This is a genomic window from Micromonospora sp. ATCC 39149 (genome assembly GCF_000158815.1).
Classification (GTDB): Bacteria; Actinomycetota; Actinomycetes; order Mycobacteriales; family Micromonosporaceae; genus Micromonospora.
The window spans coordinates 5,522,944-5,546,929 of the sequence record NZ_GG657738.1; the positions used below are offsets into that span (position 1 = coordinate 5,522,944).

Below are 23,986 nucleotides of genomic sequence, written 5' to 3' on the forward strand. Positions count from 1 at the left end.
GCCAGTCGTCGCTGTCGACGAACCAGACGTACCGGCCGGTCGCCTCCGCCAGCCCCGCGTTGCGGGCCAGGCCCAGCCCGACGTTGCGGGTCAGGGAGACCACCCGTACCTGGGGCCGCCCGGCCGCGTACGACCGCAGCATCTCCCCGCACCGGTCCGGGGAGGCGTCGTCGACGGCGACCAGCTCGACGGCGTCGGCGTCCTCGGCGGGCAGGCCGCCGAGAATGGACTCCAGGCACTGGTACAGATACGCCTCGACACCGTGTACAGGCACGACGATGCTCAGCAGTGGGCTCCGCGTCGGCTCATTGACCACGCCCGACACCTTCGACCGCCCGGATGGACGGCCCCGGAACCTGACGTATCCGCCGGGGGTGGGCTGGTTGAACAGACCGCCGACGGAGGGTTAACGGTTCAGCATCCGCTTCACCCGGCCGCCGGCCGCCCGTACCCGGGCCCGCAGCCGGTGCGCCTCGAACCCCGCGACGGTCTGCGTCAGCTCCTGGTTGCGGTCGTGCAGCCACTGGATGCGGGCGATCAGCTCGGCCGGGTCGGTGGCCGACTGCGCGCGTACCGCCGGGGGGAAGGTCGTCTCGGCGACCTGGCGGTCGAACCGGGCGGCGCTGTCGCCGTCGGCGAACGAGACCCCGAGGTCGTGCCTGGCCAGGAACGCCGTCATCGTCGCGTACCGCGCCTTGTGCCCGTTGTTCAGCGCGGTGTAGTCGGCCTCGTCGTACAGCTCGATGGCGTCGATGTCCGGCGGGACGTCCTTCATCAGCCGGTGCGGGATGTCGAAGTACCGGGCCAGCTCCAGCGTGCGCGAGTCGTGCGCGAAGAGGTACCCCGGGGTCCCCGCCACCAGCGCGGTGATGGTGCCGTGGATGCGGGTGCCGAAGTTGAAGTCGAACCGGGACAGGTACTGCATCCACGTCCACGGGTCGACGAACATCCGCACCTTGTCCTCGACGAACAGCGGGTGGGAGGTGTGGATCGGGATGGCCGCCTTCTTGCCCCGGTCCTCGGAGGCGTCGCCGTAGAGCAGGGTGCCGAGCGTCTTGAGGTCCTGCGGGATGTAACGCAGGTTCGGGTACCGCCGGTGGTGCGAGGCGATGACCTTCGCCATCGACTTGACGTACGGGGAGACGGTCAGCGCCACCCGGTCCTCGACGGTGAGCGTGTACTTGCGCTTCTCCACCCGCAGGTGCTCGCCGTGCAGGAACATCGACGGGCAGCCGATCACGTCGACGGCGGAGAAGCCCAGGGTCCGCAGGTACCCCTCGGTGATCTCGCCCCGCACGCCGATGGTGTGCGACCGGTCCAGCACGGCCGAGACGAACGCCTTCACCGCGTCGTCGATCGGCCGCAGGTACTCCCGGTCGCCGTCGACGTTGGTCTGCGCGCCGACCCCGAACACCACCACCGGGATCTTCAGCCGCTCGATCAGCCGGGTCATGGCGACCAGGCGGTGGGCGTAGCTGCGCCGGAACGCGTTGGCCAGCGGCACCACGAACACGTCGTACCGCTCGTTGATCTCGTCGGCCTCGCGCGGGTTGATCCGGAACTCCGAGGAGCTGACCTCCGCCGTCGTGGTCCGCAGCAGCTTGTGCGCCGCGTGGCTGAACACGAGGTTGCCGGCGTTCTCACCGATCCAGTTGCGTTCGAACGTCTCCTCCGGCGAGTAGACGTCGAACGGACCCTTCCTGGCCCGCAGCAGGATCCGCTGGTGCATCGGTGTGTCCCTCTCGTCGTGGCCGAGACCGCGATATTAGGCCATCGGACACCCGCCGTAGCCATGCGCGTCACCCCACGGCCAACGGCGGACGGCGCGGCCGGCCGCACCGGGTAGGGTGCCCGCGGGCGGCACCGAGCGGCCCGTCGCCACCGGGGCGGCGGCGCCGGCCCCGGGCGTCTGTGAGGAGGAGAGCGGTGCTGGTGACCCGCGCGGACGGCCGGACCGCCGACAGGCCCAGCGCCCCGACCGTCGTACGCCCCGACGCGCCCGCCCGCCCGGCGAGCCGGCTGCCCTCGCTGACCGGGCTGCGCTGGGTCGCGGCCCTGCTCGTCTTCGGCTACCACGTCGGCACCATGCGGATCATCGGCCAGCCCGAGGCCAAGGCCGCCGTCGACTGGTTGTTCACCCTGGGCCTGTCCGGTGTCGAGTTCTTCTTCATCCTCAGCGGCTTCGTGCTGGTCTGGTCGGCCCGCGACGGGGACCGCCGGCGCGACTTCCTGCGTCGCCGGCTTGCCAAGATCTACCCCAACCACCTGTTGATGTGGGCGGTGGTGCTGGTGACCGGGGTGTGGGTCTTCGCCGACCCGGTCAATGTCCGCGCCGCGGTGGAGAACCTGTTCCTGGTTCAGGCATGGGACCCGACGCCCGGCTACTTCTACAGCGTCAACTCGGTGAGCTGGTCGCTCTCCTGCGAACTGTTCTTCTACCTCTGCCTGCCGTTCGCGTTGCCGCTGGTGCGCCGGGCGCGGGTCGGGGCGCTGTGGGCGGTGGTGGTGGCGGTGCCACTGCTGATCGTGGCGCTCTGGCCCGGGCAGCGCGTGGTGCCACAGGAGAGCACCTGGTGGTTCACCCAGATCTTCCCGGTCGTGCGCTCCCTGGAGTTCTGGATGGGAGTGGCCGCCGCCGAGCTGCTGCGGCGGGGGCGCTGGCGCGGCCCCGGGCTCACCGCCGCCAGCGCCATCTTCGTGCTCACCTGGGTGGTCGCCGCCCAGTGGATCCGCGCCGAGCTGTGGGCAGCGCTGCTCGCGGCGGCGTACCTGCTGGTCATCGTGGCTGCGGCCGACGCGGACGTGCGCGGCGCGCGGACGCCCTGGCGGTCCCGGCCAATGGTCTGGCTCGGCGAGGTCTCCTTCGCTTTCTACCTGGTGCACGTCTTCGTCATGGTCACCGTCCTGCGGTTGGCCGACCGACTCGGCGTGGGGCTGCCCGGCTGGTGGGGGCTGTTGGCCGCGATCGGCTTCCTGCTGGTCAACCTCGGGCTGGCCGCGCTGCTGCACCGCTGGGTCGAGACGCCGCTGACCCGCCGGCTCGGGCCGCCGCGCCGCCCCCGCGCCCCGGCCGCCGCCCCCGCCGCGCCCTGACCCGCCCGCAGCGCTCACCCGCCGCAGCGGTGCGTCGTGCGGCCGGTGACGGTAGCGTGGGCGTGTGCTTCCCGTCGCGCTGACCTGTCCCCTGTGGTGGGTCGCGCGTTGGACGGCGCGGATGCTGACGAGCCTGGCCGTCGTGGTCGCGTTCTCCCTCGGTGCCGCGTCGCTGCCGCTCGGCCCGGTGGTTGCCGGTGGCACCGGCTCCGGTCCGGTCGCGGCGGCCTCCGGCGCCCCCGACGCTACGGACCCCACCGACTCCACCGGCACCGACTCCACCGACCCGGTGGCCGGCCCGCTCGCGCAGACCGACGCGCTGCCGCCGGCTGCGGCCGGGCAATCCGTGTCCGCCGTGGCGGCCTCGCGTCGGGCGCCGGCCGGGCTCGCCCCTGAGGTCGCCGGCCCCCGCGCGCCGCCGGGCGCCTGAGCCACGCGACGGGCCGCGCCCGTCACCGCTGTCGCCGAGGAACTTCACCGCCGCACCCGCCCGCCGGGCCCGTGACGCCGCACGAGTCCCGCCCGGCGGTGCGGAGCCCCTTCCGCCTCCACCGCCCGTGAGGTGCCGATCATGGACATCGTTCTCTACCGGTTCCTGACCGAGGTGCCGCTGGCCGCCGCCATCTGGTCCGTGCTGCTCGTGGTGGCACTCAGCGTGCTCACCGTGCTGGTCGCCCGCCCGGCGCGGGACCGGCCGGCCGACGCCGAAGCCATGGCCCGGCCCGTGGCGCCGGCCGCCCAGGCGGTCGCCGATCTGCGCCGGTACGCCGAGGAGGTGGCGGTGGCCGCTGCCGGGGCCGCGCAGACCGCCCGCCGGCGGCGGGCCGCGTGGATGGCCGCCCAGGACGCGGCCGAGCAGGCCTGGCAGGCGTACGACGAGGCGGAGACGGCCGCCCGGCGCTTCCGTGACGCGGGTGCCCTGCCGACGCCGCGCACGCCGCGCACCCCCGCCGAGTACGCGAGCCGGGAACGCTGGCTGCACCATGCCGCCACGGCCGCCCACCTGCGGGGGGAACTGTCCATCGGGCAGCTCTGCGACGTCTTCGCCCGCCGGGGCGGCTGGGACCCCCGCCTGCACCCGGTGCAGCAGGAGGTCGTCCTGGCCCGGGCGGTCCGGGACGGCAGGCTGGCCCGGTACCGGGTCGCCGCCGAGCGCGAGCGGGCCGCGTGGCGCGACGCGGACCTGGCCGCCGAAGCCGCCCGGGCGCTGGCCGCCGAGGCGTATGCCGCCGCCCAGCGCGTCCGGCCCGGCCGATCGCCGGCTCCCCGCGCGGCGGCCGGCCGGCCCGTCCCGGCCACCGGCTGGCGGCTGGCCCGCATCGGTTGAGCGCGACCACCCCGATGCGATTTCCGGGATTTCGCCGTGAGTCGGGTCACGCCCTTCCGGAATCGGGCAGCCGGCCCATTCGGTCCGATCGGCCGCCGCAGTTCGCCGACGATCACGACCCGTTGTCCCGTTACGTTTCCGCTGACGTCGTCTGAGCCGAGCATCCCATTGAGACACGTCAGCTCCGAATGGCCCGTAAACGAGGCCAATATTGGATGTTTAAGCAGGTGAGAAGGGGTTGGCAGGGCTTCGGTCGGCCAGTAGTGTCGGCCCGTCCGGTGCGGTACCCGTTCGCAAGAGGCGACGCCGCGCCGACCCGCTCAATCGTGATCATCACGAACCGGGGACCCATTGCACGTCCGGGGTGAATCCGCAGGCTGCGGCCCGTGGTAGGGCGATCTTCCCGCCCGAATCCGTCAGCTAACCCGGTAGGCGGTGTCGGAAGGAGTTCCATCCCCGTGCAGTTCGACCCCACCCCCCGGGTTGTTCCTCCACCACGGAGCCCGGTGCCCGTGTCCGCCGCCGAGCCGGCGCACTGACCGTCGCACCCTTCCGTACGCCCGCCTGAGCGGGCGCCCTTTCGAAAGCGGACCCCACCGGCCGCGGACACGATCCGCGCCGCCGTGCGACGACGCACGCCCGGGTGCCTCCGCCTCCGTCCCCGTCCCGTGGAGGAACACGTGAACGATCAGCTCAAGCGGCACCTGCGGCGACTCGCCACGGAGCGTCCGTACCAGGTTGTCGCCGGCTCTGCCGCAGCGCTCCTGTTGGCCTCCGGCACCGGCGCGCTGCTCGTCGCCGTCGGCGACGCCCCCGCACCGCAGCGGACCACCAACGCCGCCGTGGCCGAGGTCGCACCCCGCCTCGACGGCGCGGCCAGCCGGGCCCAGGCCCGCCTCGCCGTGCCGGCCTCACCGAGCGCCTCGCCGTCGTCCAGCTCCACCCCGAACCCCGACCTGACCGCCACGGCGACGCCGAAGCGGACCACGGCGAAGCCGACAGCCCCGAAGCCGCCGTCGTCCAAGGTCCTCGACTACGACTACGAGGCCCAGACCACGTACTACTACTGCGGTCCCGCGGCGGTGCGCAACGCGCTCTCCGCCACCGGCGTCGCGAGCACCCAGGACGGCCTGGCCGCCGACCTCGGCACCACCGAGATGGGCACCAACTCCGCCTACGACACCACCCGCGTGCTCAACGAGATGGTCAAGGGTGCCCCGTACCGGACCCGGCTGATCCCCGCCGGCGCCGCCACCCCGGCCCAGACGGACCAGCTCAAGGCCGACGTGGTGAAGGCGATCAGCGCCGGGCGCGGCGTCGTGGTGAACATCGCCGGCGACGCCACCGACGTCGACGGCGGTTGGCACTCCTTCCCCGGCGGCCACTACATCGCCGTCGTCGGCTACCGGGACGCCGGACGCACCGTGCGGATCGCCGACTCGGCCGACCCGGCCGTCCCGGCGTACTGGATCAGCACCGCCGCGCTGGCCCACTGGGCCGCGACCCGGGGCTACTCGGCCTGATATCACCCTCCCCCCACCGGGCCCCGGCGCTGCTTCCGCAAGCCGGGGCCCGGTGCCGTTCTCCGCATCCGCCGGCGAGCAGGTACGGCGGGCGGGACGCTCAGGCGGTGGGGGAGAGCGGCGAGCCTACCTGCGCCGCGGTGTCGGCGGCATGCGGGACCGGTGGGTTCCAGCCCGGCTCCAGCTCCCGCCGGGCCGCCGCCAGGAACGCCTCGGCGTACGACTCGGCCGGGAAGTCGCCCAGGTAGTGGGCCCGGGTGCCCCAGCGGGCCGCCGCCTTCGGGTCGGTGTCCAGCAGCAGGTCGAGCACCTCGTCGAGGTTGCCCGCGTCGCGCCGCAGCACGTAACCCGAGCCGGCCAGCGGGAACCGCTCGACGAACCGGTCGCCGTCGCCGACCATGTCCGTCACCGCGTACGGCTTGCCGGAGTAGAGGTAGTCGGAGATGACCCCGGACACGTCCGAAACCAGCGCGTCGGAGCGGTTGACGCAGTCGACCAGGGACAGCTCCCGGCTGGCCGCCGCGCCGAAGACGTGCTGCCGCCCGGTGCGGGCCCGGTCCGCCGCCAACAGCTCCGTGAGCCGGGCGAGCTGCCGTGCCGACGCCGGGTTCTGCCCGGTGTACGGGTGGGCGCGCAGGATCACCGTCGCGCCGCGGGCCAGCAGCCCCCGCACGATCGCGTCGCCCACGGGCAGCGAGCAGTAGTTCGCGTCGGCGTGGTGCCCGGTCCAGGTCGGGGTGTACAGCACCGTCGGGTTCGCCAGGCCGGGGGTCGGCGTGCGGCGTACCTCGATCGCCTCGACCTGGGGGCGGCCGACCACGACGAACTTCTCCGCCGGGATGTCCACCCCGGCGCGGGCGTACCGGTCGATCGCGGCCCGGCCGGCCACGAAGTTGCGGTCGAACAGCGCCGTGACGGGGTTGGCGCTCGGGGCCTTGTCGCTGTCGCCGTGGTGGATCTGCACGTGGGTGAGCTGCGAGAACCGGATGCAGTGGCTGTTCTTCGCCCCGTGGTTGACGTAGAACGCCACCTTCAGGCTCGGCACCAGCGCCTCGTCCATCGCCTTGAGCGTCGGGCAGTACACCACCGGGGCGGTGGTGGCCGCGGCGAGCGAAGCGAGGAACTCCGGCTCCCGCACCATCACGAAGAACGGCCGGCCGATCCGCTCCAGGTACGGCAGCCACATGGTGACCTGGTACTCCGACCCGGGCGGGGCGGAGAAGTGCAGCAGGAACTCCGGCCGGTGCGCGCGCAGCACCCGGGTCACCGCCCCGCCGCCGGCCCTGGGCCGCAACCGCCGCCTGGCCAGGCCGGCCGCGACCGTCCCGGCGACCGCCCCGACGGCCAGGGCCGCCAGCAGGGCCACCACGGCCGGCAGCACCAGGGCGGCGGCCAGCGCCACCCCGGCGAGCAGCACCAGCAGCGCGTCGCCGAGCCGGGCCGCGACCAGCGGAGTCCACGACCGCACGGGCAGGTTCGCCGCCCGGATCTCCAGGTCGCCGGCCTGGCGCAGCGGCCCCACCAGCAGCACCAGCCCCAGCAGCACCAGGGCCGTCGCCGTCAGCGCCGGGTCGAATCCGGCGTCGAGCCGCCGGGCGTACCCGACGAGGATCGCGGCGGCGAGCAGCACCGCCTCGGCCGTGCTGTCGGCAGCCGGGCGGACCCGCCGCTCCCAACCGGCGGCGGCCAGGGCCGCCACCGCGAGCGCCAGGCCCCAGCCCGTCGCCCCGGTCAGGGCGAGGGTGAGGAACGCCAGCACCGTCAGGCCGGTGGCCGCCACCCGGGCGGTCAGCTTCCTGACCAGATCACCACGCATGTCGCTTCCGCTTCCTTCGCCCGTCGCGGTGGGTCGTCGCCGCCTCAGCCGGCCGCAGCTGGGGAGACCGCGCGGCTGGCCTGGGCGGGCACGCTCGCTCCGGGCAGCTCGCCGGGTGCCCGGCGTACGTCGATGACCTGCCCGGTCAGCTCGGAGATCAGCACGTCCAGCGACGACTGGGCGACGGTCTCGGCGGCCAGCAGCGTGTGCTCGGGTTCCTCGCCGAACGCCTTGGTGCGCATCGGGGTGGCGGTGCGCTCCGGGTTGATGCAGTTGACCCGTACGCCGAACTCGGCCCACTCGTCGGACAGCGCCTGGGTCAGGTTGACCAGGGCGGCCTTGGTGGCCGAGTAGAGCGCGTAGCGGGCCCGGCCCCGGGTGTACGAGCTGGACGTGTAGAGCAGCAGCTGGCCCTTGGTCTGTTGCAGGTACGGCAGCGACTGCCGGGCGATGGTGACCGGCCCGACGAAGTTGACGTCCAGGACCCGGTCCATGCTCTCCTGGTCCATCTCCGCCAGCTCGCCCTTCTCCAGGACGCCGGCGGTGACCACCACGTGGTCGATCCGGCCGGTGGCCTCGAAGGCGGTCTTCAGCGCGGCCTCGACGTCCTCGGCGCGCTCGACGTGGGTGCCGGTGGTGGAGCGGCTGAACGGGAAGACCTGCGCGCCGTAGCGGCGGGCCAGCTCGGTCAGCTCGTGGCCGATGCCGTAGCTGCCCCCGAACACGACGATCGTGCGGCCGGTCAGCTCCTCGGTGTAGCCCCGGTCGGTCAGCCGGGGGGCCTGCGCGGCGGCGAGCTGGAACAGCTTGTCCGCCAGGTGCACGTCGACCGGGTGGGTGACCTTGATGTTCTCGTCCGAGCCGTCGATCACCTTGATGGGGGTGCCGGGCAGGTAGCGCAGCACGACGCCGCAGTCGTCGGTGGCGGCGAAGTCCGGGTCGCCGGCGGCGACCCGGTACGCCTCGCGGATCGTGCCCGACCGGAACGCCTGCGGGGTCTGGCCCCGGCGCAGCGTGGACCGGACCGGGATGTCGGTGATGCAGTCGTTCTCGTCGACCTGGATGATCGTGTCGGCCGAGGGGATCGCCACGTCGACCGCCGAGTACGTCCAGAGCGCGTTGACGCACTCCCGGACGATCCGGCCACTGAGCAGCGGGCGCACCGCGTCGTGGAAGAGGATGTTGACGTCGCCCTCGCCGATCGCGTCCAGCGCGATGCGGGTGGTGGCGTTGCGCGTGTCGCCGCCGGAGATGACCTTGCTGACCTTGCGGAAGCCGGCCTTGTCGACGATCTGCTGGGCGTCGGGGACGTGCCCCTCGGCCATCAGCACGATGATCTCGTCGATCTCGGGGGCCGCCTCGAAGACCGCCAGGGTGTGCTCGATGATCGGCTTGCCGGCGATCTTGAGCAGCTGCTTCGGGATGCCGAGCCCCAGCCGGGTCCCGGTGCCGCCCGCCAGCACCACCGCCACCGTCCGCGAGGGCCGCCACGGCGCCGGGGTCTCCGGTGTGGCGGCCGGGCCAGTGGTGTGGTCCTGCGTCATTGCCGATCCTCACTCTCACGGTTCGCGAACAGGGGGTGACGGCCGCACGGCGGCCGGGTGAACCATAACGCAACCACCGCGCCGCCCCCCAGGGGCGACGCGGTGGGAAGACATCCGCACGAAACCGTACGGACGCCGCGACTCTACTTCTTGTTGTTGGAGAAGTCCTCGTACGCGCGCAGCACCTCGTCGGTCGGGCCGTCCATCCGCAGCACGCCCGATTCCAGCCAGATCGTCCGTTCGCAGGTGTCCCGCACCGAGGAGAGCTGGTGGCTGACCAGGAACACGGTGCCCGCGCCCTCCCGTAGCTCCCGGACCCGCTGCTCGCTGCGCTTGCGGAAGCCCTTGTCGCCGGTGGCCAGGGCCTCGTCGATCAGCAGCACGTCGTGCTTCTTCGCCGCCGCGATGGAGAAGCGCAGCCGGGCGGCCATGCCGGAGGAGTACGTCCGCATCGGCAGCGAGGCGAAGTCGCCACGCTCGTTGATGCCGGAGAACTCGATGATCTCCGGGGTCAGCCGCGCCACGTCCGCCGGCTGCATGCCCATGGCGAGGCAGCCCAGCATGACGTTCCGCTCGCCGGGCAGGTCGTTGAGCAGGGCGGCGTTCACGCCGAGCAGGGACGGCTGCCCCTGGGTGTAGACCGCGCCCCGGTTGACCGGCAGCAGGCCGGCGATAGCCCGCAGCAGGGTGGACTTGCCGGAGCCGTTGCTGCCGATGAGCCCGATCGCCTCGCCCCGGTACGCGGTGAAGCTGACCCCCTTGACCGCGTGCACCTCCCGGACGTTCGGCGCCGAGGTGCGGGACACGATCCGCTTCAGGGCGGCCACCGGGCTGGTGCCGGCCGCCGCGCCCTGGTGCACCCGGTAGATCACGTGCGCGTCGTCGACCACCACGGTCGGGATGCGCTCGACGATCCTCGGCAGCGTCACGGTGACGTCGTTGGACGCCTCGATGTGCTCAACCACGGCCGTACTCCTGTTCGCCCCGCCAGAAGTAGATGAAACCACCCACGCCCATCACGACCGCCCAGCCCACCGCGTACGACCACGCCTGGAGCATGGAGGAGTTGAGCAGCGGCGCCCCCTCCAGCAGCGCGTGCCGGGCCAGCTCGATGTAGACCAGCATCGGGTTCGCCTCGACGATCCGGGTCGCCCAGCCCGGCAGGTTCTGCTCGAACAGCGCGACGCTGTAGAGGACGCCGGAGCCGTACATCCAGGTGCGCAGCAGGAACGGCATCACCTGCTTGAGGTCGGCGACCTTCGAGCCCATCCGGGCCACCGCCATGGTGAGGCCGGCGTTGAACAGCGCCTGGAGCAGCACGACCGGGATGAGCAGCAGCCACTCGACGCTGAGCGGCTCGCCGGTGACCAGCACGATGCCCACCAGCACCACCAGCGAGGCAATGAGCTGCTGGAACTGGGTGAGCATGGCGGCCAGCGGCAGGCAGGCCCGGGGGAAGTGCAGCGCCCGGATCAGCCCCAGGTTGCCGGTGATCGACTGGGTGCCGTTCTGCGCGGCGGTCTGGGTGAAGTTGAAGATGAACAGCCCGGTGGTGAGGTACGCGATGAAGTTCGGGATGCTCTTCTGCTCCAGCACCAGGCCGAAGATCAGGTAGTAGACCGCCGCGTTCGTCAGCGGGGTCAGCACCTGCCAGAGCTGCCCGAGCCGGGCGTTGCTGAACGAGGCGACCAGCTTGGCGTTCGAGTACGCGGCGATGAAGTGCCGGTAGGCCCACAGGCGGCGGGTGTACTCCGCCAGGGACGGCCGCTCGCCGGCGACCCGTAGCCCGTACCGGGCGGCCAGTTGCGCCTGGGTCAGGCCGGCGTCGGGGTCGGCCAGCGCGGTGTTGGCCATGGGATGGGCGCTCCGATCTTGTCGTGCCAGCGGGGTGCGTCTGTTGTACCAACGGGATGAGCGCGACGACGGATTCGAGAGGGTAGCCGGTGCGTGGAGCGCCGCCTCGTCGCTGGGTGGAAGGTAGTCCATAACCACGTCGGGACGCAACCGTACCGTCGTTGCGGTACATTGTCCCACGTGACAGCCGAGGAGAGTCTGCCGTGACGCCCGAGAAGAATTCGCCGTGACCACCGAGAAGAGGCGCCCGCCGGCCGGCGCGGCGGTGCTCCGGGGCGAGATCACCACGGCCATCCGGCGCGCGCTGATGCAGGAACTCGCCGCGGTCGGCTACGGCCGGCTCTCCATCGAGGCGGTCGCCCGCCGGGCCGGGGTCAGCAAGACCGCGATCTACCGCCGGTGGAGCTCCAAGCTGGAGCTGGTCGTCGAGGTCGTCGCCGCCGCAGCGGGCAGCAAGCTGCCGGCGCTGGACACCGGCACCCTGCGCGGCGACCTCGGCCTGCTCCTGCGGGTGGTCGCGCATGCCCTGAGTCACCCCCTGGCCGCGCAGATCGTTCCCGACCTGCTGGCCGAGGCGGCCCGCAACCCCGAGATCGACGAGACCCTCCAGGCGGTGCTGCGGGCCAAGCAGCAGGAGATCGGCGGGTCGCTGGTCGCCCGCGCCGTCGCCCGCGGCGAGCTGCCCGCCGACACCGAGCCCGCCGCCGCCGTGGACCTGATCGTCGGGCCGCTGTACTGGCGGCTGGCGATCACCCGCACGATGCCGACCGAGGCGTACCTCGACGCGCTGGTGGAGGCCGTGGCGACCGGGCTCGGCGCCGCCGTGGCCGTGCCCCGGCAGCGCGACGCCACCCCGGCCTGAGCCGTCCCGTCCGCCGGACGGCCCATCCGCCTCAGCGGGCGGTGTCCAGCGGCAGCCGGGACACGATGTGCCGGGCGATCTCCAGCGAGCTGGTCGCGGCGGGAGAGGGGGCGTTGAGCACGTGCACCTGCCGGTTTGCCTCGACGATCAGGAAGTCGTCGACCAGGCCCCCGTCGGGCAGGATCGCCTGCGCGCGCACCCCCGCGCCGGCCCGGACGATGTCGGCCGGCGTCAGCTCCGGCACCAGCCGAGCCAGGCTCGCGGCGAACCGCCCCTTCGACAGCGACCGGGCCACCTCGGTCAACCCGTACCGGTAGTGCCGCCGGCCCAGCGCCCACAGCCCCCGGTACGTCAGCTCGTCCCAGACGTCGCGGGGGCTGAACCGACCCCACGAGTAGCCCTCCCGCGCGGTGGCCAGCACCGCGTTCGGGCCGGCGTGCACGCTGCCGTCGATCATCTTCGTGAGGTGCACCCCGAGGAACGGGAACTGCGGGTCCGGCACCGGGTAGATCAACCCCCGCACCAGGTCGCGCCGCTGCGGGGTCAGCTCGTAGTACTCGCCCCGGAACGGGACGATCCGCACCGGCGTGGGCACCCCGGCCAGCCGGGAGATCCGGTCGGCGTGCAGCCCCGCGCAGTTGATCAGCACGTCCGCGACCACCTCGCCGGCGGTGGTGGTGACCACCACACCCTCCGGCCGGTCGGTCACCCCGGTCACCTCGGCGCGGGTACGCAGGTCTGCCCCGCCGGCGGCGAGCAGCTCGGCCAGCTTGCCGCAGACCGCGCGGAAGTCGACGATGCCCGTCGAGGCGACGTGCAGCGCGGCGACGGCCGACACGTGCGGCTCGTACTCGGCGGCCTCGGCCGCCCCGATCAGCCGCACCGGCAGGCCGTTGGCGCTGGCCCGCTCGTGCAGCGCGCGTAGCCGGGGCACCTCCGCCGGGTCGGTGGCGACGATCAGCTTGCCGCAGACCTCGTACGGCAACCCGTGCGCCGCGCAGAACTCGACAATCGACGCGCTGCCGGCCCTGCACAGGGTCGCCTTGAGGCTGCCCGGCTTGTAGTAGACCCCGGCGTGGATCACGCCGGAGTTGTGGCCGGTCTGGTGCGCCGCCCAGCCGGCCTCCTTCTCCAGGACGGTCACACGGTCGCCCGGCCGGTCGGTCACCAGCCGGTGGGCGACCGCCAGGCCGACGATGCCGCCACCGACGACCACGAACCTCGTCATCTAGCTCTCCCCTGCCTGGTCGTCGCCGCCGGCGGCGACGACCGATGGTAACCAGCGCCCGGCGTGCCCGATTCGTCGCCGCCGACCTGGGGTGCCTACACTCACCGGGTCCGTCTTCTAGGGAGCCTCATGTCAGACGACGTCATCGCGCTCGGCCAGCCCACCGTCGGTGCGGCGGAGCTCGCGGCGATCGCCGAGGTGTTCGCCTCCGGCTGGCTGGCGGGCGCCGGGCCCACCTGCCGCCGCTTCGAGGAGCGCTTCGCCGCCGCGACGGGCACCCGACACGCGCTGACCACCGCGAACTGCGGCTCGGCCCTGCACCTCGCGCTGCTCACCCTCGGCGTCACGCCCGGCGACGAGGTCATCGTCGGCGACTACACCTTTCCGGCCACCGGCCACGCCGTGCTGTGGACGGGCGCGAAGCCGGTCTTCGCCGACGTCCGGCCCGACATCTGGACCGTGGACCCGGCCGCCGTCGAGGCGGCGATCACTCCCCGCACCGTCGGAATCATCGCCGTCGACGCGTTCGGTCAACCGGCCGACTACGACGAGCTACGGGTCATCGCCGACCGGCACGGTCTGTTCCTGGTCGAGGACGCGGCGTGCGCGGCGGGTGCCACCTACCGGGGCCGCCCCGCCGGCAGCCTGGCCGACGTGGCGACCTTCAGCTTCCACGGCCGCAAGGGCATCACCGCCGGCGAGGGTGGGGCGTACGTCACCGACCGCGACGACCTCGCCGCGCACGCCCGCAAGCTGCACACGTACGGGGTGGAGGGCGCGCTCACCCGGGCCGAGCTGTCCAACCTGCCCATTCCGGCCTTCACCGAGCTGGGCTACAACTACCGGCTCTCCGACGTGGCGGCGGCGATCATGTCTGCCCAGCTCGACCGGCTTCCGGAACTGCTCGCGGCCAAACGGCGGACCGCCGCCCGCTACGGCGAGCTGCTCAAGGACCACGAGCTGATCGCCCCGCCCCACGAGGCGCCGGACCGCGAGCACCCCTGGCAGTCGTACGTGGTGACCCTCGACCCCACGATCGATCGTGGCGCGGTCGCCCTCGGGCTGCGCCAGCGCGGCGTGCAGTGCACCTTCGGCACGTACGCCTCGCACCTGCAGCCGCTGTACGGCCAGACGACGCCGTGCCCGGTCTCGGCGGACCTGTTCGCCCGGCACCTGGCCATCCCCATGCACGCCAACCTCACCGACGCCCAGGTCGAGACCGTCGTCGCGACCCTGGTCGACGTCGTCGCCAGCGCAGCCACCGGCCGCTGAAACCCTCAGGGAAGGACATCGCCCGACATGTCGAAGCAGACCGTCTTCATTACCGGAGGTGCGGGCTTCATCGGCCTGCACGTGGTGCCGTTGCTGTTGGACAAGGGCTACCGGGTCCGCATCTTCGACAACATGTTCCGCGGCGACCGGGATCAGGTCGCCAAGCTGGTGGCCGCCGGTGACGTCGAACTCGTCGACCAGGACGTGCGCTACGGCGGCGCGGTGCACGCGGCCATGAAGGGCTGCGACCTGGTCATCCACCTCGCGGCGGTCTCCATCAACAAGAGCCAGGCCGACCCGTACGAGTCGATCGACATCAACATGGTCGGTAACCACAACGTCTTCGCCGCCGCCGCCGACCACGGCGTGCGGCGGCTGGTCTTCGCCTCCTCGGCGTCGGTGTACGGCGACCCGAAGAAGCTGCCGATGCACGAGGACGACCCGCTGAACCCGCTCACCCCGTACTGCATCTCCAAGCGGGCCGGGGAGGACCTGCTCGCCTACTACCAGCGCAGCAGGGGCCTCAACTGGATCGCCCTGCGCTTTTTCAACGTGTACGGCCCCGGCCAGAAGCCGACCGCGTACTACACCTCCGTGATCAACCACTTCGTCAAGCGGTTGAAGACCGGCCAGCCGCCGATCATCGACGGCCGGGGCGAGCAGTCGATGGACTTCATCCACGTCCACGACATCGCCCGCTCGGTGGTCGCCGCGCTGGAGGCCGACCGGGGCAACGTACCGGTCAACATCGGCACCGGCATCGACACCTCCGTGGCCACGCTCGCCGAGATCCTCATCAAGGCCGTCGGGGTGGACGTCGCGCCGCAGTTCAACCCGCGTGACGTGCTGGTCAGCCGCCGGGCGGCGGACATCACCCGGGCCCGCGAGGTGCTGGGCTGGGAGCCGACCATCGCGGTCGAGGACGGGATGGCCGACCTGATCAAGGTCGAGGTGGCCTGAGCACGTGCCCGCCGCAGAGCTGCCGCCGAACCGGTGGAACACGCACGCCTGGGTCGCCGGCGACCCGGTCATCGGTGAGGGCACCTGGATCGGTGCCTTCACCGTCGTGGACGGCTCCGGTGGGTTGACCATCGGGGTCGGCTGCGACATCTCCAGCGGCGCGCAGATCTACACCCACTCGTCCGCGAAGCGCTGCGTCTCGGGTCGGGCCTACGCCACGGTCGACCGCGCGCCCGTCCGCATCGGCGACCGGGTGTTCATCGGGGCGAACGCCACCGTCATGATGGGCGTGACCATCGGTGACTCGGCCGTGGTCGCGGCCGGCGCGGTGGTCACCCGGGACGTGCCCGCCCGGACGGTGGTCGCCGGAGTGCCGGCCCGCCCGGTCGCCCGGGTCGAGTTCGCGGCCGACGGCACACCCGAGTTCGTGGCCCTCGACGCCTCCTCCGCCGACTGACGCCGGCACGTACCAGCCGGCCCCGGTGAGCTGTGCTCACCGGGGCCGGGTTGCTCTGCGGGCCGGGGCGGATCAGAGCACCAGGCCGCCGTCGATGCCGATGACCTGCCCGGTGACGAACGCGGCGTCGTCGCTGAGCAGGAAACGGATGACCCGGGCGACGTCGTCCGGCCGGCCCAGCCGGCGTAGCGCGGTGTCGGCGACCCGCTGTTGGATCACCTCGGCGGTCAGGTCGCGGATCAGGTCGGTCTCGATGAGCCCGGGCGCGACCGCGTTGACCCGGATGCCGCGCGGCCCGAGTTCCTTCGCCGCCGATTTGGCGACCGCGGCCACCGCCGCCTTCGAGGCCGCGTACGCGGTCTGCCCGGCGCTGCCGCGTTCGCCCAGGATGGACGCGAGCAGGACGATCGACCCGCTCTTCTTGCGCATCATCACCCGGGCCGCGGCCTGGACGGTGGAGATGGTCCCGGCGACGTTGGTGTCCAGCATCCGGGCGACCAGTTCCGGCTTGATCATGCCGATCAGCGCGTTCTCCAGCACACCCGCGTTGGCCACCAGCGCGTCGATCCGGCCGTGCCCCGACGCGATCGCCTTGAACACCGCACCGACCGCCTCGGGGTCGGTGACGTCGAGCCCGTGGCCCGCTACGGCGCCGATCTCCTTCGCCACCTGCTGCGCCTGGTCGCCGTCGCGCCCGGTGACGATCACCGAGGCGCCGGCGGCGACCAACGCCTCGGCGGTGGCCCGGCCGATCCCCCGGGTGGCACCGGTCACCACCGTCACCCGCCCGTCGAGGGCGCGAGCCGACTCAGTCACGGGCGCCCATCCCGGACAGCATGTCCAGGGCGACCTTGAAGCTGCTCATGTCGATGACCTGTTCGGTGTCGAGCTGGACGTCGAACTCGTCCTCGATCGCCCCGACGAGGGTCATGTGGCCCAGCGAGTCCCACTGCTCGATCTCGCGGTACTTGAGGTTCTCCACGTCCACGTCCTCGCCCAGTTCGAGGGTCTCGACGAAGACGGCGCGGAGGCGGTCGGACAGCGACACGGGGTTACTCCTTCTCGGCAGAGATGACTTTGGTCCAGGCGGTGATCTGCTCGACCACCTCGACCGGCAGGCCGGTGGGCAGCTCCGCCCGGCCCTTGAGGAAGCTCTCGAACTGGTCGATCACGTCGTCGGCGCAGCCGCGCCGGGACAGCCCCACGCGGTTCACCCCGGTGACCCGCGCCGGGTTGCCGACCGCGATCGTGAACGGCTCGACGGTGCGGCGCACGGCCGATTCCATCCCGATCATCGTGCCCGGCCCGATCGCCGATCACCACGCCGGCGCCGTCGGACTCGCCGTCCCAGGCCGCCGGGTGCGGCCTGCCCCGGTACTCGGCCGGTGTCCCGATCACCACGTGCGGGGCGAACCAGTTGCGTTGCCGATCCGGCAGGGGCCGACGACGACGCTGTAGGGGCCGACCACGTTGTCGTCGCCGAGCTCCACATCAGCGCCGACGACGGCGGTGGGGTGGATTCTGTTAGCCATGCGTGTCCGCTCTGCGCCTTCGGCCGGGCGGATCAACGCCGCCCGTGACCGGTTGGGTTTCGGTCGGCCAGCCTACCGGACCGAATGCCCGATACCGGCCACCGGGATCACCGCCCCCAGGCGTTCGTCCAGCGTTCTTTCCCACGTCATCGACAGTGTCGGCGGAGCCGTTCATCGTGCTTCCGAAGGACGTTCGGCCATGCAGGGGCCGGGGCGGTCCACGGTGACCCGGCCGGTGTTGCGGTAGCGTGGCGCGGTGCGCCGGAACCGTCCCGACCGATACCTACACGTGTCCAGGTCTTTCTCCGGTCACGCCGTCCCCCCACCGGAGCTGACAGGAGCCACCACCGTGCGGATCGCTGTTGTCAACAACTTCTTCCCGCCTCGGCCGGGTGGCAGTTCCCACCTGTCCGCGTCGCTTGCCGCGCGGTACGCGGCGGCCGGTCACGAGGTGCTGGTGCTGACGGCGGCGTACCAGGACGCGCCCCCCGAGGAGGAGCGCGACGGGTACCGGGTGGTCCGGCTGCCGGCCATGCCGATGCCGCAGCTCGGCCTGTCGATCGACTTCGACATGGCCTTCACCGTGGCGCGCCCGGCCAACCTGCGCCGGGTGGGCAGGCTGCTGGACGGTTTCCAGCCGGACGTGATCCACCAGCATGGCCAGTTCTTCGACCTGACCTGGCTCTCCGGCTGGTACGCGCGGCGGCACAAGATCCCCGTGCTGCTGTCAGTGCACACCCGATTGGAAAGCCCCGACCCCAAGTACATGACGTTGTTCAAGGGCCTGGACCGCTTCCTGGTGAAGCCGATCCTGCGCAGTTACCGCCCGCGCTACGTCATCATGGACGAGCTGTGCGGCGCGTACTGCGAGCAGCGGTACCTCGCCACCCCCGACGAGTTCGAATACATTCCCGTCGCAGTGGAGCCAAGCCGGTTCGAGGCGCCCCCGACGCGCGACATCCGGGCCGAGTACGGTGTTGGCGACCAGCCACTGATCGTCTCGCTCGGGCACGTCATCCCGCTGCGCCATCGGCTGCCCCTGATCGAGGCGCTGCCGACGATCCTCGACAAGCACCCGCAGACCAAGGTGATGATCGTGGGCCGGGTCTACTACGACGCCTTCGCGAAGCGGGCTGCCGAGCTGGGAGTTACCGACGCGATCATCACCACGGGCGTGGTGCCCCCGGCGGACGTGCCGTCCTTCTTCGCCGCCGCCGACATCGTCACCCACGACCTGCAGGGCACCGGCTTCGGCACGGCCAGCCTGGAGGCGATGGCGGCTGGTCGGGCGACCATCGGCACCATCACCGAGACCAACTTCCCGGCGGTGGAGCTGCGCAACTGGGAGAACTTCGTGCTCGCCCGGCCGAACGACGGGCAGGACCTGGCCGAGGCGGTGATCCGGCTGCTCGACGATCCGCAGGAGCGGGAGTGGATCGCCAAGGCGCAGCGGGAGCTCGTGCACGCCAACTTCACCCTCGACGTGGTGGCCCAGCGGCACCTTGCGGCGTTCGCCCGCATGACTGGTGCCCACTGACCCGGTTCGCCCCGCCCCGGATGGAGGGAAGCCCCGCGTGAACCTGGTCGCCCCGACCGCCCGGCTGATCGACGCCGCCACCGGCGCCGTCCTCGGCGGCGCTGGCCTCGCCGCCGAGGTGGGGCGGCACGCCGCCGCGTACGCCGGGTTCCCGCCCGGGGTGGTCTTCGCCCGCAGCGGCACCTCGGTGCCGGCGGTGCTGCGGTACGCCGGCGCGCTGCGCGCGCAGCGCCCGGTGGCGCTGCTGGACCCGGCGCTGGACCCGGCGGTGCTGGCCGATTTCGTCCGGCGCTTCGAGCCCGCCGTGGTGGTGGGCCTGGCCGAGGGCGGCGCGGGCGCCGAGCCTGGTGAGCGGCCCAAGCAGTACCGCACGGTCGACGACGAGGTCCTCGGCCCGGTGTGGGTCCGCGAGCGCGCCTCGGCCGACCAGCCGCACCCGGACCTCGCGGTGCTGCTGGCCACCTCCGGCTCGACGGGGGACCCGAAGTTCGTCCGGCTCGCCCGCACCGCCGTGGAGTCCAACGCGGCGGCGATCGCGCGGACGCTGGCCATCGGCCCGGACGAGATCGCCCCGACCAGCCTGCCGCTGTACTACAGCTTCGGCATGTCCGTGCTCAACAGTCACCTCGCCGCCGGGGCGACCGTCCTCGTCGTCGACGGGGGCGTGCTGGCCCGCGAGTTCTGGCAGGCCGTGTCGGCGCACGGCGCGACGTCGCTGGCCGGGGTGCCGTACAACTACGAGATGCTGCACCGGATCCGGTGGAGCCCCGCGAAGTACCCGTCGCTGCGCACCCTCACCCAGGCCGGCGGCAAGCTGCGCGACGAGACGATCCTCGCCTTCCACGAGAAGATCGCCGCCGTGGGCGGCCGGTTCCACGTCATGTGGGGCTGCACCGAGGCGGCGCCCCGGATGAGCACCCTGCCGGCGGACGCGCTGCCCGACCGGGTCGGCTCGGTCGGCCCGGCCCTTCCCGGCGGCTCGTTCACGGTGCTCGGTCCCGACGGCGCGGAGACCGACCGTCCCGGCGTGGTCGGCGAGCTGGTCTACCGCGGCCCCAACGTGATGATGGGGTACGCCGAGAGCTCCGCCGACCTGGCCCGCGGCGACGAGCAGGGTGGGGTGCTGCGCACCGGTGACCTCGGCCACCTCGACGCCGACGGGTTCGTCTGGCTGCGCGGCCGGCTCAAGCGGTTCGGCAAGATCTTCGGCATCCGGGTCAACCTGCACGACATCGAGGAGATGGCCCGCGACCAGGGGCCGGTCGTCGCCGTCTCCGGCCCGGACCGGGTCGTCGTCTTCGTCGAGGGCATCACCGACGACGGCGCGCGGGCCCTCGCCGGGCGGCTGGCGGAGCGGCTGCGGCTGCACCGGTCCGGCTTCGACGTGCGTACTGTCGAGCGGTTGCCGCAGCTACCCAACGGCAAGATCGATTACCGCTCCCTGGAGGCGCTGGTATGACCCTGTTCGCCCTCGACCAGGCGGCCCGCGAGGCCAGGCTGCTGCCGGAGCTGGTCGAGCTGACCGAGCACCACCGGGCCCGCAGCCCCGAGTACGCCCGCCTGCTCGCCTCCCTCGGCCACCTGCCCGGCCGCCGGTACGACCGCGTCGCCGACCTGCCCTGGCTGCCGGTGCGGCTGTTCAAGCACCACGTTCTCAAGAGCATCGGCGACGACGAGGTCTTCAAGGTCCTCACCTCCTCCGGCACCACCGGCGACGTGAGCCGGATCTTCCTGGACCGGGAGGCCGCGGGGGTGCAACAGAAGATGCTCTCCGCCACGCTGAGCGCGGTGATCGGCACGAAGCGGCTGCCGATGCTGCTGGTCGACACGAAGGCCCTGTTCAAGGACAGGACGTCGTTCTCCGCCCGGGGTGCCGGGGTGCTCGGCCTGATGAACTTCGGCCGGGACCACACCTTCGTCCTCGACGAGCAGGAGCGGCCCGACCCCGCCGCCGTGCGCGCCTTCCTGGACCGCCACGGCGACCAGCCGTTCCTCATCTTCGGCTTCACCTTCATGACCTGGCTCTACCTCTACGAGCTGGCCCGCGACCACAGGTTCGACCTGAGCAACGGCATCCTGATCCACAGCGGCGGCTGGAAGAAGCTTGTCGACCGCGCGGTCGACAACGCCGAGTTCCGCCGCCGCTTCACCGCCGACACCGGCCTGACCCGCATCCACAACTTCTACGGCATGGTCGAGCAGATCGGCACGACGTTCCTGGAGGGCCCGGACGGCGGCGGGCTCTACTGCCCCGAGTTCGCCGACGTCATCGTCCGCGACCCGCACACCTGGGCGGAGGTGCCCGTGGGTACTCCCGGCGTGGTGCAGGTGGTCAGCACGATGCCCCGGTCGTACCCGGGGCACCTGCTGCTCACCGAGGACCGCGGCGTCGTGCACGGCGTCGACGACGGGGCCTGGCCCGGCAAGCGGTTCTCCATTCTGGGCCGGCTGCCCCGGGCCGAGGCGCGCGGGTGCAGCGACACGTTCGCGGAGGCGGCATGAGCGGCAAGGTGATCGAGCGGTTCCCGGCCGGCGGCGCGATCGCCGTCGACGACCTGGCCGCCGCGTTGCGCGCGGTCCCGGCCGGCGGCCCGCTGACCGTCGGCGACGAGCGGATCGTCGAGTTCCTGGTGGCGTTCGCCCGGCGGCTGCTGCGCCCGGCCGTCGCCCGCCGGCACCCGGAGCTGGCCTCCCTCGGCTTCTTCCTGCGCCGGGGCGAGATCGCCAAGACCCTCGCCCGGGTCGCGGACGAGCCCGGCCAGCTCCGCTTCCCCCGGGGGCTGGTCTTCCACGTGCCGCCGGCCAACGTGGACACCATCTTTGTCTACTCGTGGGCGCTGTCCGCCCTCGCCGGCAACGCCAACGTGGTGCGGATCTCGTCCCGGTCGGCCGGTGCGGCCGACGCGGTGCTCGACGCGCTCGACGACACCCTCGCCGACGCCGACGAGGTGGTCCGGCAGACCCAGCGGATGGTCACGTACGGGCGCGACGACGCGGTGACCGCGGCGCTGTCGGCCGCTGCGGACCTGCGGGTGATCTGGGGCGGCGACCGGTCCGTCGGCGAGATCCGCCGGCACCCGCTCGCCCCGCACGCCCGGGACCTGACCTTCCCGGACCGGTCGTCGTTCACGGTGATCGGCGCGGCCGGCTGGCTCGCCGCCGCCGAGCGGGACCGGGACGCCGCCGCCCTCGGCCTCTACAACGACTCGTATTGGTTCGACCAGGCGGCCTGCGCCTCGCCCCGCACCGTGTACTGGGTCGGTGACCGGGCCAGCACCGAGGCCGCCCGCGCGGACCTGCTGGCCCGGCTGCGTACGGTGCTCGACGGCAAGCGGCCCGAGGTGGACGCCGCGATGGCGGTGGAGAAGCGGGTGGCCACCTACGGCCTGGCCATCGAGGGAACGGCCACGGCCATCCACTTCGATGGCAACGACCTGGCGACGGTGGAGCTGGCCGAGCCGGGCGACATTCCGCGCCGCTGGCTCGGCGTCGGGACGTTTCCGCAGGCCCGCGTCGACACCCTCGCCGACCTCGCGCCGGTGGTGGTGCGCCGGGACCAGACCGTCACCCACTTCGGCTTCGCCGCCGACGAGCTGGTCGCCTTCGCCCGTACGCTCGCGGGACGCGGGGTGGACCGGATCGTCCCGGTCGGCGACGCGCTGAGCTTCGCCGCCACCTGGGACGGGCACGACCTGATGCGCGAGTTCACCCGGATCACCAGCGTCGTCACCCGCTGAGCGACGGCCCCGGAGACGCCATGCGCCGACGGGGGCGTGCCTTTCCCCTGGATGCGCCGAGGAGGCTTGCCTTCCCCGGGATCCCCGAGGGGCACGCTTCTACCGGGGCCGCTATTCGTCGGCGGTGACCGCCTGCGCCGGGGCGTCCCGACGGAGCTGGCGTACCCCGGACAGGGCGGCCAGGCCGGCGGCGAGCACGTCGGCGATGGTGAAGATGAGCCGGGACGCCAGCGCGATTCCCATCGCCGCGCCGACGCCGCCGCTGCCCACCAGGAACGGGGCCAGCGCGGCGACCAGCACGGCCTCCCGTACGCCCAGCCCGGAGGGGGAGAGGAAGGCGAACATGCCCACGGTCATCGCGATGGCGAACGAGCCGACGCTGCGCAGCAGCCCCTCCATGCCGGGGGTGGCCTGGGCGTTGGCCAGCAGCCACAGGTGCACGCCGAACAGGGCGTAGCCCAGCGCGCTCCAGCCCACGACCCTCGACACGCCCGGCCAGGTGAGCCGGTGCTCCAGCGGCGGGCGGCGCAGCACCCGCAGGGCGAGCTGCACCAGCGCGGTGAGCACCCGCGGCACGGCGCAGACCAGCGCGACCGGGAACAGCGCCGCCACGATCCACAGCGCGACCCGCACCGAGTCGGCGTACGTGGAGTCGCCCCCACCGGCCGCGTCGCGCAGCGCCGGCAGGCTCAGCAGGCCGAGGCCGAGCGCGGCCGTCACGCCGAGACCCACGCTGACCAGGGTGGCCAGGAAGGCGCGGGCGCGGGGCAGGCCGGCCCGCCTGCTCAGTTCGACCTGGAGCACGTACGCCCACACGCTGCCGGGGATGTACTTGCCGAGCTGGCCCACCAGACAGATGCGCAGGGCGGCGGACACCGACACCCGGTGCTCCAGGTCGCGCACGGCGGCCCGCCAGGCCATCGTGTTGGCCACCATCCCGGCCAGCGCCGCGAGGACGGACAGCACCACCGACTGCCAGGCCAGGCCCAGCCACGTCGACCGGACCTGCGGCCACTGGTCGACGACGCTCCAGGTCATCCCGGCGGCGATGGCGACGACCACGGCGACGCGGACGCCCAGCGACAGCCACCGCTTCAGCGGGCCTGCCGGTGGCGCGGCAGCGTCGGTCGTCGCCGGTTCCCCGGCGGTGCCGACATCCTTTCGCGTGGCGGTCTGAACCATGCGTCACGTGCCTCCACGTCTCGTTTCGCCCGCCGCGGGAAGTGAGGACGGGCCGAGCAGGG

The 23,986-nt window shown here is 72.6% G+C and carries 24 protein-coding genes and 1 riboswitch; of the genes, 12 read left to right on the forward strand and 12 right to left on the reverse strand.

The window, feature by feature from the left end; all coding sequences use genetic code 11:
- Positions 1 to 316, reverse strand: a 316-nt coding sequence (locus tag MCAG_RS24245) for a glycosyltransferase family 2 protein (RefSeq protein ID WP_036375040.1), incomplete at its 3' end; no start/stop codon positions are given.
- Positions 317 to 406: 90 nt separating this feature from the next.
- Entirely contained in the window at positions 407 to 1,729 is a 1,323-nt protein-coding gene (locus tag MCAG_RS24250; RefSeq protein ID WP_007075596.1) for a polysaccharide pyruvyl transferase family protein, read from the reverse strand.
- Between the two features lie 197 nt (positions 1,730 to 1,926).
- On the opposite strand from MCAG_RS24250, the gene MCAG_RS24255 reads away from it, so the two are divergent.
- The 4 genes from MCAG_RS24255 to MCAG_RS24270 all read left to right on the forward strand — a co-directional run bounded on the left by MCAG_RS24255 (position 1,927) and on the right by MCAG_RS24270 (position 5,943).
- On the forward strand, positions 1,927 to 3,093 hold the full coding sequence (locus MCAG_RS24255) for an acyltransferase (protein ID WP_232290261.1): 1,167 nt from the start codon (positions 1,927 to 1,929) through the stop codon (positions 3,091 to 3,093).
- Positions 3,094 to 3,157: 64 nt separating this feature from the next.
- Positions 3,158 to 3,523, forward strand: a complete 366-nt coding sequence (locus tag MCAG_RS24260; protein WP_007075598.1) for a hypothetical protein — start codon at positions 3,158 to 3,160, stop codon at positions 3,521 to 3,523.
- Between the two features lie 141 nt (positions 3,524 to 3,664).
- Complete coding sequence (locus tag MCAG_RS24265; RefSeq protein ID WP_036377942.1) at positions 3,665 to 4,420, forward strand: hypothetical protein; 756 nt, start codon at positions 3,665 to 3,667, stop codon at positions 4,418 to 4,420.
- Between the two features lie 307 nt (positions 4,421 to 4,727).
- Positions 4,728 to 4,870: riboswitch (cyclic di-AMP (ydaO/yuaA leader) on the forward strand.
- A gap of 218 nt (positions 4,871 to 5,088) precedes the next feature.
- Positions 5,089 to 5,943, forward strand: coding sequence for a C39 family peptidase (locus MCAG_RS24270; RefSeq protein WP_007075600.1), 855 nt, complete (start codon positions 5,089 to 5,091; stop codon positions 5,941 to 5,943).
- 100 nt (positions 5,944 to 6,043) lie between these two features.
- Here MCAG_RS24270 and MCAG_RS24275 read toward each other — a convergent pair whose 3' ends face one another.
- The 4 genes from MCAG_RS24275 to MCAG_RS24290 form a co-directional block, all read right to left on the reverse strand.
- Positions 6,044 to 7,759: a CDP-glycerol glycerophosphotransferase family protein gene (locus MCAG_RS24275; RefSeq protein WP_007075601.1), complete on the reverse strand. Its 1,716-nt coding sequence runs from the start codon at positions 7,757 to 7,759 to the stop codon at positions 6,044 to 6,046.
- Positions 7,760 to 7,803: 44 nt separating this feature from the next.
- Complete coding sequence (locus tag MCAG_RS24280) at positions 7,804 to 9,303, reverse strand: bifunctional cytidylyltransferase/SDR family oxidoreductase (RefSeq protein ID WP_007075602.1); 1,500 nt, start codon at positions 9,301 to 9,303, stop codon at positions 7,804 to 7,806.
- A gap of 143 nt (positions 9,304 to 9,446) precedes the next feature.
- Complete coding sequence (locus MCAG_RS24285) at positions 9,447 to 10,268, reverse strand: ABC transporter ATP-binding protein (protein ID WP_007075603.1); 822 nt, start codon at positions 10,266 to 10,268, stop codon at positions 9,447 to 9,449.
- Positions 10,261 to 11,157, reverse strand: coding sequence for an ABC transporter permease (locus MCAG_RS24290; protein WP_007075604.1), 897 nt, complete (start codon positions 11,155 to 11,157; stop codon positions 10,261 to 10,263). Before MCAG_RS24290 ends, MCAG_RS24285 begins: the two co-directional genes overlap by 8 nt.
- A 226-nt stretch (positions 11,158 to 11,383) precedes the next feature.
- On the opposite strand from MCAG_RS24290, the gene MCAG_RS24295 reads away from it, so the two are divergent.
- Complete coding sequence (locus tag MCAG_RS24295; RefSeq protein WP_007075605.1) at positions 11,384 to 12,019, forward strand: TetR/AcrR family transcriptional regulator; 636 nt, start codon at positions 11,384 to 11,386, stop codon at positions 12,017 to 12,019.
- A 31-nt stretch (positions 12,020 to 12,050) separates the two neighbouring features.
- Here MCAG_RS24295 and lhgO read toward each other — a convergent pair whose 3' ends face one another.
- Positions 12,051 to 13,247, reverse strand: a complete 1,197-nt coding sequence (gene lhgO, locus MCAG_RS24300) for an L-2-hydroxyglutarate oxidase (RefSeq protein ID WP_007075606.1) — start codon at positions 13,245 to 13,247, stop codon at positions 12,051 to 12,053.
- Between the two features lie 129 nt (positions 13,248 to 13,376).
- On the opposite strand from lhgO, the gene MCAG_RS24305 reads away from it, so the two are divergent.
- From MCAG_RS24305 to MCAG_RS35965, 3 genes are read left to right on the forward strand one after another with little or no spacing between them, the layout of a single operon-like run.
- Positions 13,377 to 14,519, forward strand: coding sequence for a DegT/DnrJ/EryC1/StrS aminotransferase family protein (locus tag MCAG_RS24305; protein ID WP_036375043.1), 1,143 nt, complete (start codon positions 13,377 to 13,379; stop codon positions 14,517 to 14,519).
- Positions 14,520 to 14,546: 27 nt separating this feature from the next.
- On the forward strand, positions 14,547 to 15,479 hold the full coding sequence (locus MCAG_RS24310; RefSeq protein WP_007075608.1) for an NAD(P)-dependent oxidoreductase: 933 nt from the start codon (positions 14,547 to 14,549) through the stop codon (positions 15,477 to 15,479).
- A 4-nt stretch (positions 15,480 to 15,483) separates the two neighbouring features.
- Positions 15,484 to 15,936 (forward strand): DapH/DapD/GlmU-related protein, encoded by a 453-nt coding sequence (locus tag MCAG_RS35965; RefSeq protein ID WP_007075609.1) that lies wholly within the window; start codon positions 15,484 to 15,486, stop codon positions 15,934 to 15,936.
- Positions 15,937 to 16,008: 72 nt separating this feature from the next.
- Here the strand turns inward: MCAG_RS35965 and MCAG_RS24320 are convergent, their stop codons facing one another.
- From MCAG_RS24320 to MCAG_RS35185, 4 genes are all read right to left on the reverse strand, one after another.
- On the reverse strand, positions 16,009 to 16,752 hold the full coding sequence (locus tag MCAG_RS24320) for an SDR family NAD(P)-dependent oxidoreductase (RefSeq protein WP_007075610.1): 744 nt from the start codon (positions 16,750 to 16,752) through the stop codon (positions 16,009 to 16,011).
- Positions 16,745 to 16,984, reverse strand: coding sequence for an acyl carrier protein (locus MCAG_RS24325; RefSeq protein WP_007075611.1), 240 nt, complete (start codon positions 16,982 to 16,984; stop codon positions 16,745 to 16,747). The genes MCAG_RS24320 and MCAG_RS24325 overlap by 8 nt, the downstream gene beginning before the upstream one ends.
- 4 nt (positions 16,985 to 16,988) lie before the next feature.
- Positions 16,989 to 17,222, reverse strand: a complete 234-nt coding sequence (locus tag MCAG_RS35180) for a hypothetical protein (protein ID WP_232290262.1) — start codon at positions 17,220 to 17,222, stop codon at positions 16,989 to 16,991.
- A gap of 108 nt (positions 17,223 to 17,330) precedes the next feature.
- A complete protein-coding gene (locus MCAG_RS35185; protein WP_232290263.1) occupies positions 17,331 to 17,468 on the reverse strand; it encodes a hypothetical protein in 138 nt (45 codons plus the stop codon).
- A 349-nt stretch (positions 17,469 to 17,817) separates the two neighbouring features.
- Between MCAG_RS35185 and MCAG_RS24335 the strand changes: the two genes are divergently transcribed.
- From MCAG_RS24335 to MCAG_RS24350, 4 genes are read left to right on the forward strand one after another with little or no spacing between them, the layout of a single operon-like run.
- The gene (locus MCAG_RS24335; RefSeq protein WP_036375045.1) at positions 17,818 to 19,005 is read left to right on the forward strand and encodes a glycosyltransferase family 4 protein; all 1,188 of its coding nucleotides are present in this window, start codon (positions 17,818 to 17,820) and stop codon (positions 19,003 to 19,005) included.
- Between the two features lie 37 nt (positions 19,006 to 19,042).
- On the forward strand, positions 19,043 to 20,464 hold the full coding sequence (locus MCAG_RS24340; RefSeq protein ID WP_036375047.1) for an AMP-binding protein: 1,422 nt from the start codon (positions 19,043 to 19,045) through the stop codon (positions 20,462 to 20,464).
- Positions 20,461 to 21,507 carry an acyl-protein synthetase gene (locus MCAG_RS24345; RefSeq protein ID WP_007075615.1) on the forward strand — a complete coding sequence of 349 codons (1,047 nt, stop codon included), beginning with the start codon at positions 20,461 to 20,463 and terminating at the stop codon, positions 21,505 to 21,507. Before MCAG_RS24340 ends, MCAG_RS24345 begins: the two co-directional genes overlap by 4 nt.
- Positions 21,504 to 22,742, forward strand: coding sequence for an acyl-CoA reductase (locus MCAG_RS24350; protein WP_036375049.1), 1,239 nt, complete (start codon positions 21,504 to 21,506; stop codon positions 22,740 to 22,742). Before MCAG_RS24345 ends, MCAG_RS24350 begins: the two co-directional genes overlap by 4 nt.
- A gap of 111 nt (positions 22,743 to 22,853) precedes the next feature.
- Here the strand turns inward: MCAG_RS24350 and MCAG_RS24355 are convergent, their stop codons facing one another.
- Complete coding sequence (locus tag MCAG_RS24355) at positions 22,854 to 23,924, reverse strand: lysylphosphatidylglycerol synthase domain-containing protein (RefSeq protein ID WP_007075617.1); 1,071 nt, start codon at positions 23,922 to 23,924, stop codon at positions 22,854 to 22,856.
- Positions 23,925 to 23,986: the final 62 nt, after the last annotated feature.

What these genes read in the sequence shown, in the direction of transcription:
- MCAG_RS24305 (WP_036375043.1), top strand. Translation starts at nt 13,377, where the DNA reads ATGTCAGACGACGTCATCGCGCTCGGCCAGCCCACCGTCGGTGCGGCG.
- MCAG_RS24345 (WP_007075615.1), top strand. Translation starts at nt 20,461, where the DNA reads ATGACCCTGTTCGCCCTCGACCAGGCGGCCCGCGAGGCCAGGCTGCTG.
- MCAG_RS24275 (WP_007075601.1), bottom strand. Translation starts at nt 7,759, where the DNA reads ATGCGTGGTGATCTGGTCAGGAAGCTGACCGCCCGGGTGGCGGCCACC.
- MCAG_RS24280 (WP_007075602.1), bottom strand. Translation starts at nt 9,303, where the DNA reads ATGACGCAGGACCACACCACTGGCCCGGCCGCCACACCGGAGACCCCG.
- lhgO (WP_007075606.1), bottom strand. Translation starts at nt 13,247, where the DNA reads ATGACGAGGTTCGTGGTCGTCGGTGGCGGCATCGTCGGCCTGGCGGTC.
- MCAG_RS24265 (WP_036377942.1), top strand. Translation starts at nt 3,665, where the DNA reads ATGGACATCGTTCTCTACCGGTTCCTGACCGAGGTGCCGCTGGCCGCC.
- MCAG_RS24290 (WP_007075604.1), bottom strand. Translation starts at nt 11,157, where the DNA reads ATGGCCAACACCGCGCTGGCCGACCCCGACGCCGGCCTGACCCAGGCG.
- MCAG_RS35180 (WP_232290262.1), bottom strand. Translation starts at nt 17,222, where the DNA reads ATGGAATCGGCCGTGCGCCGCACCGTCGAGCCGTTCACGATCGCGGTC.
- MCAG_RS24355 (WP_007075617.1), bottom strand. Translation starts at nt 23,924, where the DNA reads ATGGTTCAGACCGCCACGCGAAAGGATGTCGGCACCGCCGGGGAACCG.
- MCAG_RS24350 (WP_036375049.1), top strand. Translation starts at nt 21,504, where the DNA reads ATGAGCGGCAAGGTGATCGAGCGGTTCCCGGCCGGCGGCGCGATCGCC.
- MCAG_RS24250 (WP_007075596.1), bottom strand. Translation starts at nt 1,729, where the DNA reads ATGCACCAGCGGATCCTGCTGCGGGCCAGGAAGGGTCCGTTCGACGTC.
- MCAG_RS24310 (WP_007075608.1), top strand. Translation starts at nt 14,547, where the DNA reads ATGTCGAAGCAGACCGTCTTCATTACCGGAGGTGCGGGCTTCATCGGC.
- MCAG_RS35185 (WP_232290263.1), bottom strand. Translation starts at nt 17,468, where the DNA reads ATGGCTAACAGAATCCACCCCACCGCCGTCGTCGGCGCTGATGTGGAG.